This is a genomic window from Dehalococcoidia bacterium (assembly GCA_021295915.1).
Taxonomy (GTDB): Bacteria; Chloroflexota; Dehalococcoidia; order Lucifugimonadales; family UBA1123; genus VXRN01.
In genome coordinates this window covers 147596-162948 of record JAGWBK010000001.1, presented here as the reverse complement: position 1 = coordinate 162948, position 15353 = coordinate 147596, and the positions used below count along the sequence as shown (strand labels likewise).

The window sequence follows — 15353 nt, the reverse complement described above, 5'->3', positions numbered from 1 at the left end:
CCCCAGTGAGTGGAGGGAACAATGCTGCTGAGTGCGCTGCGACAGTGGGGCAGTGCCGGAGAGTAGCTAGTGGAGTCTAGCCTGAGCTTGATGCCTCGTCGGCGTAGGGGACATTCTCTACGAGATCGAACAGTGCATCCGCCCAGTCGGCTTTTATCTTTATGAGAGGTGTGGCGGCCAGACTTGCGAGGGGCGTGGCATAGTAGTGCTCGCCGTCTTCTGTGCGATTGCCGAATGCGAACAGCACGCCGTCGATGAACCGGGTGCCCCGCTCGGTGGTACCTGAGAACCTGATTTCGATGGTCTTGCCTTCATACGGCTCTTCAGGGCCCTTGAGCTCGATTCCCCAGTCTATGAAGTCGCGGCTCCGAACGCGGTATTCTTCGACTTCAAACTCCTGCGGGCCGCCGAGAAGAGGCAGGTACTCTTCCCACTTCTGCGTATCGAGAGGCCGATTGTCCTCGTCGGTATCAAAGTGCCTGGCGAACCATTCACCTTCTTCCTGCTGAAGCCTAAGGAATGGACCGTCCGGCTCTCCGACCACGCCAGTGTAGACATTCACCTCAGTTATTGTCTCAGGGTCTCTGTATACCCACCACTTGGGTACCGGGGGTTCGTTTGCCAGTCTCGCCAACACCTCGCCCCAGATGTCTGCTATGAGGAAGAGCTCATCGAATCCAATGACTTCACCGTAGTGGTGATGGCCATTGATTGTCTTGTCTCCCAACCTGAACTCAAGCTCACGGTCTGCAGTCAGACCCAGCTTCACGACCAGGTTTGGTTCATCCAGACCGTACTCTGCGGGATCGTCGATGGTCTGCCGCCCAACGGAGAAGTCCTCCTGGAAACCTGTCGGTCCTGATGTCAGATCCCGACGTGTCTGGGGTCCGCTTACAAGCAGGACAATGCCGCCCCAACGAGTGTGCGAGGGAGGAATGCCGTCGAGTCGTTCGAACACCCAGGCTTCCTGGTCGTTCTTGAAGAACTTCTCGGTGTTTCCACCAGCGGATACTTCGATGCTTACGATGTCATCGAAGCTGACCTGGTAGAACCACGGAGACTTGGGTTCGCGTTCCTCTTCCTGAACGAACGGATTGATGTAGGCGACCACGCCCACAATGGCTGCGACGACAACGAGAGCAACAGTCATCTTCCAATTCATGGTGTCGTTCGCCTTACCGCCTGCGCCACCAGACGACTACTGCAATAACAAGCATCAGGATCGGCGGTAGGAACCAACCTGTCCACTTGATGAAGTCGCGCTCTCGCTGGTTCAAAACCAGGACGCGAATGGGAATCGCCGGTTCGCGAATGGAAATAAGTTCGTAGTCTTCTGCCAGCCAGTTGACAGAGTTCAGAAGCAGATTGGCGTTGTCGCTCTGGAAGAAGAACTTGTTACGTGCGAAGTCGGAATCGCCAATTACGATGACCTTGGCGAGGTTGTTTTCACCTGGAACAATGTCACCGGCGAGCGACGCGCCTGCCTGCATGACCGCAGCAACGTCCAGCGGGCCCTGAATGTCTTCACCTGGGTTATAGTCAGTAGCTTCCGGGTGTGACTCCATCCAGCTTGCAGGAGTGGTTCTGGCCAGTCCTGTGTAGGACATGAATGCAGGCAGATCCTCCAGTGGGATCGAAGGAAGCACGGCTGTTGCATCCGTAAAGAAGACGTTGTTCAACTGATCGGCGATGTTGATGCCTGTTAGCCCGCTGGTACCGAACTGGGCGTTGGAACGCTGGACCATAGGAGAGGTGGTTTCGCCGGCCACGTTGCTTATTACGTCCGCTATTCGGTGATTCCCGACTGCCAGTCCCCAGACGGCCAGCAACTCCCTGTAAGAGTTGGGGGCGTCAGGGTCAAGCAGGGCAATCAGCTTCCCGCCTCCTGCAAGGTAGTCGGCGACTATCTGAAGTTCATCTTGATCCAGGTTCTGTTTGGGACCTGGAATCACCAGTACTGCAGCATCCTCAGGAACGAAACCATCCTGCTTGAGATTGAGCGGGAAGACCCTGTAGTTGTCTCGCTGCATACCCTGAATTGCGAAGTCGAATCCTTCGTCGTCGGTCTCATTTGTAATAGTCCGCGTAATGGAGGACTCGCCGTGACCGGTAAGGTGGTACACGACCTTCTGCTGGGTGCCTGAGACTACGAGAATACCTGTGACAAAGTCCTGCTGAGTGAAGCTGAAGACTCCCTGGTGCACCCCAGTGTCGATGTCTTCGAAAACGATTACTGGAAAGTCAGTCACGTCATAGCTAACGGCGATGCTCCGGTTCAGTTCGGGGTCGATGAACCGGTATGTGAAGTTATTACTACGACGTGCAAACTCGTTCAACAGGTCTTCTGCCTGTTGGCGAGTCAGCGTGGAATCGGCGTCTGTGGGGGAGAAGAAGGCGTTGGCTCTGATTGGCCCCTCGAGCGAGTCCAATACCTGCAGGGTCTGTTGTGCCGGGCTAAAGATCCGTGTGGCTGTTACGTCCAGTCTGCTCGGACTCCTAAACATCAGGAAGTTAATCAGAATCAATATGATGAAGAATGCGACGGTCATGATCGCGACGTTGGTGCCGTATCGACCCTGACGTCCGGCCATGAAGATGGCAACCGCTCGAGGAGATAGAACGAGTGCGATGAACAGAAGGACGAGCCCGATTATGAGGACGGAAATAGCGAAGTTGCTTAGCTCGTCGATCGTCAGGAAGAGAACGACGCCCGCGATCGTGGCAACTAGTCCTACGACTGCGCCGATCGCACTCCAGAAACCTGTGGACTTGACTGTGTCCAACAAATCCGTGCTAATCGACTGACGGCGATCTTGAGGCCTTGCCAACTATCTCCACCTACGTGTTTCGAGCGATCTAATCGAAAGGAACAGGAATACGGCAGTCAGTGACAGGAAGAACACGACGCTGGAAGTGTCGATTACTCCGCGGCTGAAGTCGACGATGTGTTCGTTCATAGACATGCCGTTGAACACCTCACTGGCGATACCGGTGACGATGTCCGCGATCAGGTTCACAAAGGAGAGCATCAGGAGGATTGCTATTCCGACCACTGCTGCGACGATCTGGTTGCTTGATAGCGATGAGCCGAGGAGGCCAATTGCAAGCGCCGAGGCGCCATATAGCAGCAACCCAAGATAACCGCTCAGCGCGGGGCCGGTATCCGGGTCTCCAAAAGAGTAGAGCAACACCACGTAATAGAGCGTCACGGCAACGATCGCTGCCAGGATGAGGAAGCTGGCGATGTACTTGCCCAGCACGACCTCCCAATCTCGTACGGGGGACGTCAGCAACAGCTCAAGCGTGCCGAGCTTCTGCTCTTCGGCCAGCAGTCTCATAGTCAGTAGCGGCGCAAGGAATATGATGAAGAAACTCGCCCACTCCACGATCCCGCGCACTCCGGCCTCAGCAAAAGGCGCCGTCACTTCGGCTACGAAGAAGACACCGGTAAGACCAAGGAACATTGCGCCCACGATGTAGGCGGCGGGGGTCCCGAAGTAGGACTTAATTTCTTTCCAGGCGATGTTGAACGTGTTCACGCGGCGTTCTCCGCGCTTCCGTCCACTATGTCTTCTTCCTCGGTCGTCAGCCTCAGGAAAATCTCTTCAAGCGACATCGTGACTGCCTCGAGCCGGTGAAGTTCATAGCCGGACTCAACGACCTTCTGAGCCAGCGCCGCCCTTATTTCTACTCCTGACTCCGACTCTACCCGGTACTGAGGCAGTTCTCCGCGTTGTATGTTCACGCGATTGGCAGTCTGCACTCCGGGTACGTCGGACAGGTGGGCGAGAACTTCCTGCTGTGGGCCCTTGACCTGCAGGTCTACTCGCTCGCGGCCTAGCAGCCTGCGGGCAAGATTGTCCGGCTCGTCAATGGCCACGATCTGCCCTTCGTGAATTACGATCACACGCTCGCAGATCTGGCTAACTTCGGGCAGTATGTGCGTACTCACAATGAGTGTGTGCTCTCCGCCAAGGTCCTTGATGAGCTGTCGGGTCTCTACTACCTGTATGGGGTCGATGCCAATGGTTGGCTCGTCCAGAACTAGCACGTCTGGCTCGTGAATTATCGACTGGGCAATCCCGACACGCTGTCGGAACCCCTTGGACAACTTACCGATAATCGAGGAGTAGTAGTCTTCGAGGTGACAGATCTCGACTACGTCGTCGATACGCGTCCTGATTCGTGCCGAGTCCATACCCCGGATCTTCCCCATGTATTCGAGGTACTCGCGCACGTTCATCTCTGTGTAGAGGGGGACAGTCTCAGGCAGGTATCCAATGTGACGCCGAGCGTCCAACGATTCGGTTACGATATCGTAGCCCGCCACCGAGGCGCTTCCCTCTGTCGGAGGGAGGAAGCCGGTGATTACCTTCATTGTGGTCGACTTTCCCGCGCCGTTCGGCCCTAGGAAACCGACAATCTCCCCTTGCTCCACCCTGAAACTAATGTCAGTGATGGCAGGGAAGTTCCCGAAATATTTGGTTACGTTATTTACTTCGATCATGCAACGCTATGCTCTGACGGGCACTTCACACCACCGTCGGTGGTCGCCTGTGTGTTATCTACTTAAGTAATTTACGAAACTTCAGTGGCAAGGGATTCCAATGCCTCTGGCCCATCCCGAAAGCCATGGGGATTCTAATTCAAGCACTTCCGTGCTTTCAAGGCAGGTTGTCCGAGGCTCGGGCGGGTGCTAAGCTAATTGCCCAAATCGGCGGCCCGGTTTCCGCCTTGCCCAGCGCACTTGAAGCACCAACTGATCTGGAGACAATTTCGTTGCATCTGGTGATCGACGGTTACGAAGCAGCACCTTCCTCACTCAAGGATGTAGACCTGGTCCACGATTTCCTCGACTGGTTCCCCGATCGGATCGGGATGACCCGGATCGCTCCGCCTCAGGTATACACTTACCGAAGCCGAAAGGAGGAGGACTGGGGCGTGTCGGGATTTGTGCTGATTGCTGAGAGTCACATTACCGTGCATACATTTCCTGATCGATCTTACCTGAACGTCGATATCTTCTCATGTCGTGAATTCGACGCCGCCGAATCCCTGGACATTGTAAAGGGCTGGTTTGGCCTGGAGCGGACCGAGAGTCGTGTACTCGAGAGGGGTCTGCAGTACCTGGACACGACCGAGGCCTACACGGGAATGGTCCGTGAGCGGTTCGGCCTCCAACCCTCGAAAGGGAGCAGTTGAGTTCAAGGCAGCCGTCCTATGCTTGGCAGACCTTTCTCGACACTCCTCCTGAGGAGCATGATTATGAGTCGGCCCACTTTGTCGTATTACCGGTTCCCTACGATGGAACAACGTCATTTCGTACCGGTTCGAGATACGGCCCAGCAGCGATAGTAGATGCCTCGCGCCACCTGGAAGACTTCGATGTGGAATTGAGGTGCGATCCCTCAGCTTCAGGTATCTATACCATGCCAGAAGTGACTCCGGATGCATCAGGCCCGGCCCAGGTCGTGGATCAGGTGAGAAGGGCTGTGACGGATGTCCTCAAGAGCGCCAAGACGCCAGTACTCATTGGTGGAGAGCACTCTCTCGCCCTTGGTGCTGTCAGGGCTTGTGCCGAGAAGTACGAAGACCTGTCTGTACTATATCTCGATGCTCACGCTGATCTCCGGGACTCGTACATGGGGACTGAGTTGGGACACGCGACGGTGGCACGGAGAATTTCAGAGACTTGCCCCATCGTGGAAGTCGGCGTACGGTCCATCAGCGATGAGGAGTTCCGTTTCGCCCAGAGTGAACCGGGTGTCGATATTCACTTTTGGCCGACGGATCGGAACGAACAGGAACTCCACGACGCGGTCTGTGGTCAACTGTCGCAGAATGTCTATCTTTCTATTGATCTGGATGTCCTGGACCCGTCAATTATGCCCGCAGTTGGCACGCCAGAGCCCGGTGGGATGACCTGGTGGGATACAATCCGGTTAATACGTGAGGTGTCGCGAAAGTCCCGAATCGTTGGTTTCGACGTGCTGGAACTCAGTCCCGAAGAGGGTCCAGTTGCCTGTTCGTCGACGGCGGCAAGGCTCACATACAAAGTCATGGGTTACGTCCTGACTCCTTGACGGGTTGTGCGCTACAATTGGAGTCCCGCATTCGCGGACACATTGAAAGATAGTGACAGAGAGACTGGTTCAGTGGTTGCGACCGACAGGCTGATCTACATGGACTACGCTGCCACCACTCCGGTTAGACCGGAGGTGGTGCAGGCCATGCTGCCTTACTTTTCGGAAGGATTCGGCAACCCATCAAGCATCTACGAGTTGGCTCAGCAGAGCAGGGGGGCCGTCGATCAATCGCGCAGGTCAATTGCCAAGGCCCTGGGCTGCAGGGCGAGTGAAGTGGTCTTCACGTCGGGTGGCACCGAGTCTGACAACGCCGCCATCAAAGGGGTGGCCACTGCCCTCAGAAACATCGGCAATCATGTCATTACAACTAGCATAGAGCACCATGCGGTCCTGCACGCCTGTCATCAGTTGGAGCAGTTCGGATTCGACGTTACGTATCTGCCTGTCGACGAGCACGGGCTTCTCGACCCGGTGGACGTTGCTGGAGCGATAACCGAGCGTACCGTCCTGGTAAGCGTCATGCTTGCCAATAACGAGATAGGTACTATCCAGCCCGTCGCGGAGATCGCAGCCGCGGTCAAGAGGGAAGCCCTCAGATTTGACAGGAAGATCTACGTCCATACCGATGCAGTCCAAGCCGTCGGCGCTATCGACGTAAATGTTCGGGACCTGAGCGTCGATCTCCTGAGTCTGTCCGGGCACAAGTTGCACGGGCCTAAAGGCATCGGGGCTCTGTACATTAAGCGTGGAACGCCATTTGAGCCGTTGATACTGGGTGGCGGCCAGGAGCGCGAGAGGCGATCAGGCACGGAGAATGTGCCATCCATCGTGGGACTGGCTGAGGCAATCCGCCTCGCAGAAGGCGAGAGAACTGCGCTAACAGAGCGCCTGATAAAGCTCCGCGATATGATCATTCACGGGATTCATGAGCGAATACCGAATGCGAAGTTGAATGGTCATCCCACTACAAGGCTGCCCAATAATGTGAACGTTTCTTTCGAAAACGTCGAGGGGGAGCCAATCCTTCTGGGACTGGACTTTGCTGGGATCTGCGCATCTAGCGGCTCTGCCTGCTCGTCGGCGAGCCTTGAGCCGTCCCACGTGTTGACTGCCATTGGCCTCCCGGCGGATCTGGCGCAGGGCAGTCTGCGTATCACTATTGGAAGGGAAACAACTGACGAAGACGTCGACTACATGATAGAAACCCTGACAGACTTGGTGGGGAGGCTAAGATCAATGCCGTCCCTTTCAAGCGTCTAGTGAGACTCCGGTAAAGGGCATTGTTGAACCGAAAACAACCTGACTCCCAATTCTCGAATTCCCAGAGTAATTTAAGATTCGCCTCATGGCCGCTCTGGGTCTTGATGCTGATCATGGTGGCAGTCCCATTGACTGCAGCCTGTTCCAGCGAACCTGACTTAGTCGCAGTCCGTGGTCGCAGTATAGAGATCCACGCCGAACGGCCAGTGATTCTGGAGAAGGTGTCGTACTCCACTAATTCTGGAGAACACCGAGTACTCAGGCCACGTGCATCGAACAGGCAACTCGCCGCGGTGCTTGTCACTGTGGTCAACAGGACAAGTACTGTGATGCCACTTCTTGTCGACACTGAAGCCGCCAGGTTGGGAGATCGGCGAGGTGAGCGGATTCGAGCAATGGACCCGTTCGATCGGTTCGGTACTATTGATGTTGCCGACGTCGACGAGGACAAGTATTCTCCCTTGCTCTGGGGTGATATACAGCTGGACCGCAACTTCCAGGTGCAGGGTTGGGTGATATTCGACGTTCCCAAGGGTCTGACCCTCGGTACGCTGTGGTGGGATGAGGTAGACGAGGTAGTGGCTGACTACGTGGAGTACCGCAGGCGTTAGCCCTCTGTCATCCGGGGAACGCGGCAGGCTAATACAACACCGCGCCACTATTCTAATTCGGTCTCAAATGAACCTGTCGAAACGATTCAACATCGAATATAATGGATAGGTATGCGGGTTCAATTACTAAGACTGAATGGAGTAACAAATGGCAAACGCAGTTGAGATTACAGACGCCACTTTTGAGGACGAGGTCGTTAACTCGGACGTTCCCGTAGTGGTAGATTTCTGGGCCGAGTGGTGCGGTCCCTGTAAGATGATCGCCCCAATTGTCGAAGAACTGGCCGGCGAGTATGCGGGCAAGGTGAAGTTCACGAAGCTGGACGTAGACTCCAACCCCAAGACCGCCATGCAGTTCGGTATTCGTGGAATTCCTTCACTGCTCATCTTCAACGAGGGCAAGGCAGTTGACCAGGTGGTGGGCGCCGTCCCGAAGTCCATGCTGAAGAAGCGCGTCGACGAGGCAATAGCCTAACTCACGGCCACGCCAGTGGGCTCTTGCACACGGCCCCTGGTGGGCTTCAAGGAAGCCCTCTCGAGGTACCATCTTTTACACCCTCTCGCGGTCTTCAAAACCGTCCGGCGGCAACCCAGCGGTTGGCGCGGTGGGTTCGACTCCCTCTCGCTCCCGCCAGTTCTCCTAGGGACAAAGCAAGGCGACCACACCCAAGCTTGGGTGTGGTCGCTCTCTTTTCCTGGTCTTAGGCGAGAAGTGGCTCTCGCCCGGTACTATTAACTTCTACTTCTGAGCGAGAAGTATGGACAGCACATCAGGTGCTGCCGCTGCGGCAAGCTCCCTGAGCTGCTCCATCGTCCTGCTTCCCAGCGGGTGGGGTACCACCACATATGGGTAGTCAGGAACTCCGCCCAACGCTGCCATGGCGTCAGCGCTCGTGATGAAGGGCTCTGTGCAGATCACTACTGTCGGGACTCCGCGTTTCTCAAGGGTAATTCCGTCGTGCACACTGCACGACGAGCAGGACCCTCAATCGCCCGATGACGTGACCACCACGTCGCACTTATCGACAAGCTCGTCGATGATCTCCTCGGGACATGGTCGAGAGGCATTGTGCTTGTTTCGCTCCACTACGGAAGCAAATTCAAACCTGTCGGCCAGCACGTCGTGGATCGCCGTGAGCATCTCAACCGAGTTCAACTTCCCATTCGCAAGAAGTCCCAACGTTAGCCCGTCCAGCGTGGTCGGTCGGTCCGCGACGACCCCTTCCGACGGTAGGGGTTCTACCGTGGGATCCAATACTACGAGTTCTGCAGTTGTCATCAGCATCCTCCTCTTGTTCCTAGATTAACCGGGTTACCGATCTAGCTCCAATTCCACCGCTCCACAATGGTATTACACAGGAGAACGCTCCAGCGCCACCGCCTGCAACAACAATTGAAATACCTTCCGAACTATTGAGTGAGTGTAGTTCATCGCCAGGCTGTCCCACATCGTCCCTTATGTATCTTCCCGCCGCGCGCCACTCATCTATAGGACGCCTCGCCGAGTCATGAAGAAACTCGCGCACTTGCTCCTTGCTCCAGCCGGCGCGTTCCAAATTCCCGACGTGCTCAGGGCAGAGGACGACTACGACCTCCCCCTGGTTCCATCCGCCTCCGCCGGCAAACATGGCTTCACGGAACGAGACCAGGATCTCCTCAGGACGTTGGAACGCGTGGTTGTCGACCTGGATAGGGGAGAGTGCGGGAAACAGAGTGATCGTACTCTGCTCCTCGGAGAACCCCCTGTTAGCCTGGAACGGCTCCCAGGGCGAGACGTCCTCGGCCTCAGCCATACACCACGTGTACTTGCCTGGATGGCCAAGCGTAGCCTTATCGATCTCCCCCGACCGGGAGCCGGTGGCGTTGATGACTACAAGGCGGATAGCCCTCCCAATAGTGGCGTTTGCCCTATGCCCTGGCCCAAATACGCTGACACCGGAGTTCAAGCCGATCTCTTTGGCAACCGGACCGTTTACGAGGGCAAGCAGGGCCGAACCCTGTGTGCTGGCCGTGATGGCGTGCAGATTGAATTGAGGTTCGCTCATCGCTTCGACGGCAGCTGCGACGACCTTGAAATACTCTGGCTTGCAGCCTGCCATGACGGCGTTCACCGCCACTTTCTCTGCGGTGATCACTCTACCCTTGGTGGGCTCAGTCGCAAGTATGTCTGATGGATTGCGTCCCCCTGCATCAAGGCAGGCGTTGACGAGGTCTGGAGTCGGGGGAATGATCGGAAGGCCGTCCGTCCATCCACGGTCCATGAATCCTTCCACGACTTCATTCCATGAGTCGAACTCCAGTCGTGCCGAACTCAGTTGCCCACTTGTCATAGCGTGCCTTTCACAGAGACTTCCAGGCGATTATATGAAGCGCCGGAACTATGGTCAATCCACTGTCATGTATAGTGCAAGGGCAGCGGATTTATCATCTAGCGCGTATGTGCTATCCTTGCGGTCAAACACTGGAGCGTGCCGGTTTGACGCGGAGGTGTCGGTTGGTCGATGTCGAAACGTCCAGGTTCACTCCCGTGCCCAACGTGGCAGGCGGGGCTGAACCCAATTTTGCTCATCCTAGCGAGCTAGAGTTCGCGAGAATTCTGGACTTCTACGGTCTTCGCTGGGACTATGAGCCTCTCTCATTCCCTCTCCGATGGGATGGTGACCGGGCCACCGAAATGCTTACCCCGGACTTCTATCTGCCTGATCTCGATCTCTACCTTGAACTAACGACCATGAAGCAGTCGCTGGTTACTCAGAAGAATCGCAAGCTCAGGCGCATCCGGGAACTGTATCCCGAAGTTAACATAAAACTCCTGTACCGGAGGGACTTTCACCGTCTTCTGGCGAAGTTCGGGTTTGGCCCCCTCGTCGAGTCCGACCTGCCCGGCATTTCCCGTGTCTTATACTCGGAGCGTCAGATTCAGCAGAGGGTGCAGGAGCTAGGGAGGACGATTTCACGAGACTATGCAGGCAAGCGCCCCGTACTGATTGGCGTACAGAGAGGAATGGTCTGTTTCATGGCAGACGTTATGCGCCAGATCTCGCTGCCCACTCGTATGGACTTCATGTCCATTTCGCGCTATGCCGGGGAGCATGGGCCGGATATCAGAGTTACTAAAGGGCTGGATCTGGGTATCGACGGCTCGGACGTCATCCTGGTTGAGGACATCGTGGATACTGGAATGACGTTGAACTGGCTGATCGCTCACTTGCAGTCTCGCCAACCGGCTACCGTCGAAGTCTGCGCTCTACTCGACAAGCGGGCAAGGCGAATCGCGGACGTTGATGTCAAGTACGTGGGTTTCGAAGCGCCGGACGAGTTCCTCGTTGGCTACGGTCTCGACTACATGGAGTCCTATAGGAATCTGCCGTTTGTGGGCGTCCTGAGACCAGTAGGGAACTGAGCAAAAGCAAAACGCCCCAACGGGCTTCGTCTATCTGTGCTCCACTCTCCCGACTCCGGCGGGTGGGCCGCCGTCGCCTTGAAAGCCTCGCGCATTCGACTTGGTCCATTGGGACGTTAAATACAATATATCAGCGACCCAAATACTTGTCAACCACGAATTTTCATGATTTCTCATCCCTTAGGGACCCATGAAGTACTGCTTGCGTCTGTCCCATAGGCTTGGAGAGGACTCGTGGCCACAGAACGCCTTGAACGAGCTTGGCATATCTCATTCCGGAGGTTCCCAGTTTGAAAAGCGATCGCGAAACGGACCTGATTCCCCGGCGAATCCTGTACGGTAACTCCGAACGAAACTTCGCGAAAGTCAGCAGGGATGGGAGACGTCTTGCATTCCTTGCACCAGTCAACCGCGTCATGAACGTCTGGGTGTCACCACTGGATTCAATTGACGAGGCGAAGCCAGTTACCAATGATCAAGAGAGGGGAATCCCGTTCTACATCTGGCCTTACAACTCAGACTACCTCCTCCACGTGCAGGATGAGGCCGCGGACGAGAACTGGCATCTGTACGCGACTCACCTAATCACACTGGAAACAAGGGACCTAACGCCCTACGAGGACATCCATGCCCGCGTACTGGCACTCTCTTCAAGGCATCCTGACGAGGTGCTGGTTGAAATCAACAATAGGGACGGACGCTTCCACGACATCCATAGGGTCAACATGGTGTCGGGAGGGTCGACCATTGAGTTCGAGAACGACATTGGCGCTACTTTGTTCGTTGCAGACTTGGACTTAACTGTCAGGCTCGCAAAGTTGTCCACACCGGATGGCGGTTCTCAGTTTCTTCACAGACACCCCTTGGGTGAGTGGCGCAAGCTGATGGACGTTGGGCCCGAGGATGAAATAACAACTCACCCTCTAGGACTCGACTCGAATGGCAGAACGCTGTTCATGCTCGACAGTAGGAACCGGGACACCTCCGCGTTGGTCGAACTGGACTTGAACTCTCATGAGGAGAGGGAACTTGCGGTTGACTCACATGCAGATATAACTGGATTCATGATTCATCCGTCGACAGGTAGACCACAGGCGGTCTCGATCGAACACGAACGAGCCCACTGGGTGTCAATAGATGACTCCATTATTGACGACCTCGACGTCCTGCATGGAGAGTTCGGAAACGACTACTGGTTGACGAGCCGGTCGCTAGACGACGGACGTTGGGTGGTCGCGCATGAACAGGACGTCGGCCCACTGGACTTCTACCTGTACGAGCGAGAAGCCAAGAGTCTCCAGTTCCTCTTCTCGAACCGTCCTGAGCTGGAAAAGTACAAGCTGGCCCCAATGCAATCGGCAACTGTCAGGTCACGAGACGGGCTGGACCTCACCGTCTACTACACGCAGCCTACGTGGACCTCCTGTGAAGAAGGACCGCCTCCCGCTGTTCTTCTGGTACACGGTGGACCTTGGGGGAGAGACAGCTGGGGATTCGTGCCCGGCCATCAGCTATGGGCCAGCCGAGGCTACTCGGTAATCTCCGTGAACTTCCGTGGCTCGTGGGGTTTTGGAAAGCCCTTCGTAAATGCTGGCAACCGCGAGTGGGCGGGCAAGATGCATGACGACCTGATCGACGTCGTCAACTGGGCCGTTGAAACAGGGATCGCCGACAGAGACAAGATCGCCATCATGGGTGTCAGCTATGGGGGATACGCGACCCTTGTCGGGTTGACCTTTACTCCTGAAGTGTTCGCCTGCGGAGTCGATGTGGTGGGGCCCTCGAACCTCAATACGCTCCTTGATACCGTGCCTCCGTACTGGGAGCCGGAGATCGCCATGTTCAGGACCCGTGTGGGAGACAACTCGACTCTGGAAGGGAGACAATTCCTTGCTGAAAGGTCTCCCCTAACTTTCGCGGACAGAATAGAGAGGCCACTGCTCATAGGACAGGGTGCTAACGATCCCAGGGTCAAGCAGGCTGAATCCGACCAGATCGTTGGGGCAATGACTGGCCATGGCATACCGGTGACTTATGTGCTGTTTCCGGATGAGGGACATGGCTTCAGGAGGCAGGAGAACAACATTGCCTTCATGGCAATGGCCGAGGCATTCCTCGCGAAGTGCCTTGGCGGCAGGTATGAGCCTATCGACAATGACTTCGTTGGATCATCTGTTACAGTAGTCACCGGCGAGACCGAAGTACCAGGTCTCGCCGAAAATCTAGCCAAAATGCCCGGGTTAAAGAGACATCCGAGAGGACAGAATAATGGTCACTGCAACGCCGACTCTTACAACTATCAACAAGACTGAAGCGCGTGCCCAGCGAGGCATGGTCGCCACAAAAGACATCCACGCAACGCGAGCAGGCGTGCAGATGCTTGAAATGGGCGGCAATGCCGTCGATGCGGCGGTCGCAGCCTGTTTTGCCATTGGGGTCGTCGAACCGATGTCGAGTGGTATCGGTGGCGGCGGATATCTCGTGTACCAATTGGGGGACAGGGGAGGAGTAGTCGGATTTCCGATGAAGGGTCCCCTGGCTGCCAAGCCGGACATGTATGAACTCACCGGCGAGGCCGCAGTCGGAAACTTTGGATGGGCGGGCGTCGTCAACGATGAGAATCTCGATGGTCCCCGATCAATCGCCGTACCTGGCGCGGTTGCAGGCTTGTGTGAGGCTCACAGGTTGCTTGGCAAACTCCCCCTCAAGGAGGTGATCGCCCCGGCTGTCTCTCTGGCGAGGGACGGGCACTCTCCGGGGTGGCACAACATGTACGCGCTGGGGCTGATGGCGTCACGCCTTTTCGACTTCGACGAGCTGCGAAACGTCTTCATGCCTGGGGGAAGGTTGCCCGCAGGTGATCTCACAAGCCCTGCTTTGCTTAAGCAGCCTGACCTCGGCGACGTGCTCGACGCAATCGGAAGAGAAGGCCCATCTGCGTTCTATGCTGGCGAGATTGCGCGGGCTCTTGCCTCCGACATTCAGGCTAAGGGCGGAATTGTTTCCGAGGAAGATCTTGCCGAGTATCGTCCATTCGTGTGGGACTCCGGCCTTGAGTTTGGCTATCGAGGACATACCGTGAGAGTGCCGCCGTTCGCATGTGCAGGGACGACGTCCGCCATGACGCTTCGGTCGCTTGACGGTTTCGACGTTGCATCGATGGGTCACAACTCAGCCGATGCGCTTCACGCTTACATATACGGCGCCCGCCTGGCCTATGCAGACAGGTTCGCCTACATGGCGGATCCGGCATTCGTCGACGCCCCCTGGAAGGGGCTTGTTTCAGACGGCTACACCGAGCTACGACGTGGACAGATCGACTCCGAGCGATTGGGAAATATCGAAGTCGGGGACCCGTGGGCATTTGATGAGGGCGCACCTGGCAAGAAGCTCGCTGCGAGCGCTCCAGCACTTGACGCTGGAACTACTCACCTGTGCGCGATGGATGGGGACGGTAACGCAGTTTCACTAACAAACACGCTGATGGCTGGATTCGGTTCCGGATTCGTTCCGAAGGGAACGGGCGTCGTGATGAACAATGGGATGATGTGGTTCGACCCGGTTCCCGGGCGGGTGAATTCGATCATGCCAGGCAAGTACCCACTGAATAATATGACTCCAGCCCTGGTTATGGGCGACGATGGTGTGCGGCTCGCCGTAGGTGCATCCGGAGGACGCCGAATTACCAACTGTGTAACGCAACTGATCTCGAAGGTCGTTGACTATGGCATTGGCCCCCAGGAGGCTATAGACTCGCCGAGGGTCGACTGCTCCCTGCCTGTCACCAGCGTGGATCCAAGGCTCTCGGCAGACGTGGTAGCGGAACTGGAGGGCAAAGGTCACCGCATATACGTCATTGGCGACAATCACGTGCAGGGCGGCTTCGCCAGCTTCGCGAGCCCTGTTGCCATCGTCAGGGACGGTGATGGCGGCTTCCGAGCCGGCGTGGATACGTTCCATTCAGCGTATGCTGAGGGACTCTAGATTCAGCCT

15 protein-coding genes are annotated in these 15353 nt (G+C 56.2%); 8 read left to right on the top strand and 7 right to left on the bottom strand.

What is annotated here, in order from left to right:
- Positions 1-76: 76 nt before the first annotated feature.
- From J4G14_00780 to J4G14_00765, 4 genes are read right to left on the bottom strand one after another with little or no spacing between them, the layout of a single operon-like run.
- The gene (locus J4G14_00780; protein ID MCE2456335.1) at positions 77-1162 is read right to left on the bottom strand and encodes a hypothetical protein; all 1086 of its coding nucleotides are present in this window, start codon (positions 1160-1162) and stop codon (positions 77-79) included.
- A 13-nt stretch (positions 1163-1175) separates the two neighbouring features.
- Positions 1176-2783 carry a Gldg family protein gene (locus J4G14_00775; GenBank protein MCE2456334.1) on the bottom strand — a complete coding sequence of 536 codons (1608 nt, stop codon included), beginning with the start codon at positions 2781-2783 and terminating at the stop codon, positions 1176-1178.
- Positions 2784-2828: 45 nt separating this feature from the next.
- Complete coding sequence (locus J4G14_00770) at positions 2829-3539, bottom strand: ABC transporter permease subunit (GenBank protein MCE2456333.1); 711 nt, start codon at positions 3537-3539, stop codon at positions 2829-2831.
- Complete coding sequence (locus J4G14_00765) at positions 3536-4507, bottom strand: ABC transporter ATP-binding protein (protein ID MCE2456332.1); 972 nt, start codon at positions 4505-4507, stop codon at positions 3536-3538. Before J4G14_00765 ends, J4G14_00770 begins: the two co-directional genes overlap by 4 nt.
- Before the next feature lie 125 nt (positions 4508-4632).
- Between J4G14_00765 and J4G14_00760 the strand changes: the two genes are divergently transcribed.
- The 5 genes from J4G14_00760 to trxA all read left to right on the top strand — a co-directional run bounded on the left by J4G14_00760 (position 4633) and on the right by trxA (position 8432).
- Positions 4633-5202, top strand: coding sequence for an S-adenosylmethionine decarboxylase (locus J4G14_00760; protein ID MCE2456331.1), 570 nt, complete (start codon positions 4633-4635; stop codon positions 5200-5202).
- Positions 5199-6083 (top strand): agmatinase, encoded by an 885-nt coding sequence (speB, locus tag J4G14_00755; GenBank protein ID MCE2456330.1) that lies wholly within the window; start codon positions 5199-5201, stop codon positions 6081-6083. Before J4G14_00760 ends, speB begins: the two co-directional genes overlap by 4 nt.
- A 99-nt stretch (positions 6084-6182) precedes the next feature.
- Complete coding sequence (gene nifS, locus J4G14_00750; protein MCE2456329.1) at positions 6183-7346, top strand: cysteine desulfurase NifS; 1164 nt, start codon at positions 6183-6185, stop codon at positions 7344-7346.
- A 128-nt stretch (positions 7347-7474) separates the two neighbouring features.
- Positions 7475-7957 carry a hypothetical protein gene (locus J4G14_00745; GenBank protein MCE2456328.1) on the top strand — a complete coding sequence of 161 codons (483 nt, stop codon included), beginning with the start codon at positions 7475-7477 and terminating at the stop codon, positions 7955-7957.
- A 148-nt stretch (positions 7958-8105) separates the two neighbouring features.
- Complete coding sequence (gene trxA, locus J4G14_00740; protein ID MCE2456327.1) at positions 8106-8432, top strand: thioredoxin; 327 nt, start codon at positions 8106-8108, stop codon at positions 8430-8432.
- A gap of 264 nt (positions 8433-8696) precedes the next feature.
- Here trxA and J4G14_00735 read toward each other — a convergent pair whose 3' ends face one another.
- The 3 genes from J4G14_00735 to J4G14_00725 form a co-directional block, all read right to left on the bottom strand.
- Positions 8697-8876 carry a hypothetical protein gene (locus J4G14_00735; GenBank protein ID MCE2456326.1) on the bottom strand — a complete coding sequence of 60 codons (180 nt, stop codon included), beginning with the start codon at positions 8874-8876 and terminating at the stop codon, positions 8697-8699.
- A 66-nt stretch (positions 8877-8942) separates the two neighbouring features.
- Complete coding sequence (locus J4G14_00730) at positions 8943-9236, bottom strand: hypothetical protein (GenBank protein ID MCE2456325.1); 294 nt, start codon at positions 9234-9236, stop codon at positions 8943-8945.
- A gap of 19 nt (positions 9237-9255) precedes the next feature.
- Positions 9256-10287: a hypothetical protein gene (locus J4G14_00725; protein MCE2456324.1), complete on the bottom strand. Its 1032-nt coding sequence runs from the start codon at positions 10285-10287 to the stop codon at positions 9256-9258.
- Positions 10288-10337: 50 nt separating this feature from the next.
- Between J4G14_00725 and hpt the strand changes: the two genes are divergently transcribed.
- The 3 genes from hpt (at position 10338) to J4G14_00710 (ending at position 15344) form a co-directional block, all read left to right on the top strand.
- On the top strand, positions 10338-11360 hold the full coding sequence (gene hpt / locus J4G14_00720) for a hypoxanthine phosphoribosyltransferase (GenBank protein MCE2456323.1): 1023 nt from the start codon (positions 10338-10340) through the stop codon (positions 11358-11360).
- A gap of 290 nt (positions 11361-11650) precedes the next feature.
- Positions 11651-13672, top strand: a complete 2022-nt coding sequence (locus J4G14_00715) for a S9 family peptidase (GenBank protein MCE2456322.1) — start codon at positions 11651-11653, stop codon at positions 13670-13672.
- Positions 13629-15344, top strand: coding sequence for a gamma-glutamyltransferase family protein (locus tag J4G14_00710; GenBank protein ID MCE2456321.1), 1716 nt, complete (start codon positions 13629-13631; stop codon positions 15342-15344). The genes J4G14_00715 and J4G14_00710 overlap by 44 nt, the downstream gene beginning before the upstream one ends.
- Positions 15345-15353 lie beyond the last annotated feature (9 nt).

Excerpts from the sequence above, each read along its gene's own strand:
- J4G14_00765 (MCE2456332.1), bottom strand. The coding sequence starts at position 4,507 with ATGATCGAAGTAAATAACGTAACCAAATATTTCGGGAACTTCCCTGCC.
- nifS (MCE2456329.1), top strand. The coding sequence starts at position 6,183 with ATGGACTACGCTGCCACCACTCCGGTTAGACCGGAGGTGGTGCAGGCC.
- J4G14_00730 (MCE2456325.1), bottom strand. The coding sequence starts at position 9,236 with ATGACAACTGCAGAACTCGTAGTATTGGATCCCACGGTAGAACCCCTA.
- J4G14_00710 (MCE2456321.1), top strand. The coding sequence starts at position 13,629 with ATGGTCACTGCAACGCCGACTCTTACAACTATCAACAAGACTGAAGCG.
- J4G14_00780 (MCE2456335.1), bottom strand. The coding sequence starts at position 1,162 with ATGAATTGGAAGATGACTGTTGCTCTCGTTGTCGTCGCAGCCATTGTG.
- J4G14_00760 (MCE2456331.1), top strand. The coding sequence starts at position 4,633 with ATGGGGATTCTAATTCAAGCACTTCCGTGCTTTCAAGGCAGGTTGTCC.
- hpt (MCE2456323.1), top strand. The coding sequence starts at position 10,338 with ATGGTCAATCCACTGTCATGTATAGTGCAAGGGCAGCGGATTTATCAT.
- trxA (MCE2456327.1), top strand. The coding sequence starts at position 8,106 with ATGGCAAACGCAGTTGAGATTACAGACGCCACTTTTGAGGACGAGGTC.
- J4G14_00725 (MCE2456324.1), bottom strand. The coding sequence starts at position 10,287 with ATGACAAGTGGGCAACTGAGTTCGGCACGACTGGAGTTCGACTCATGG.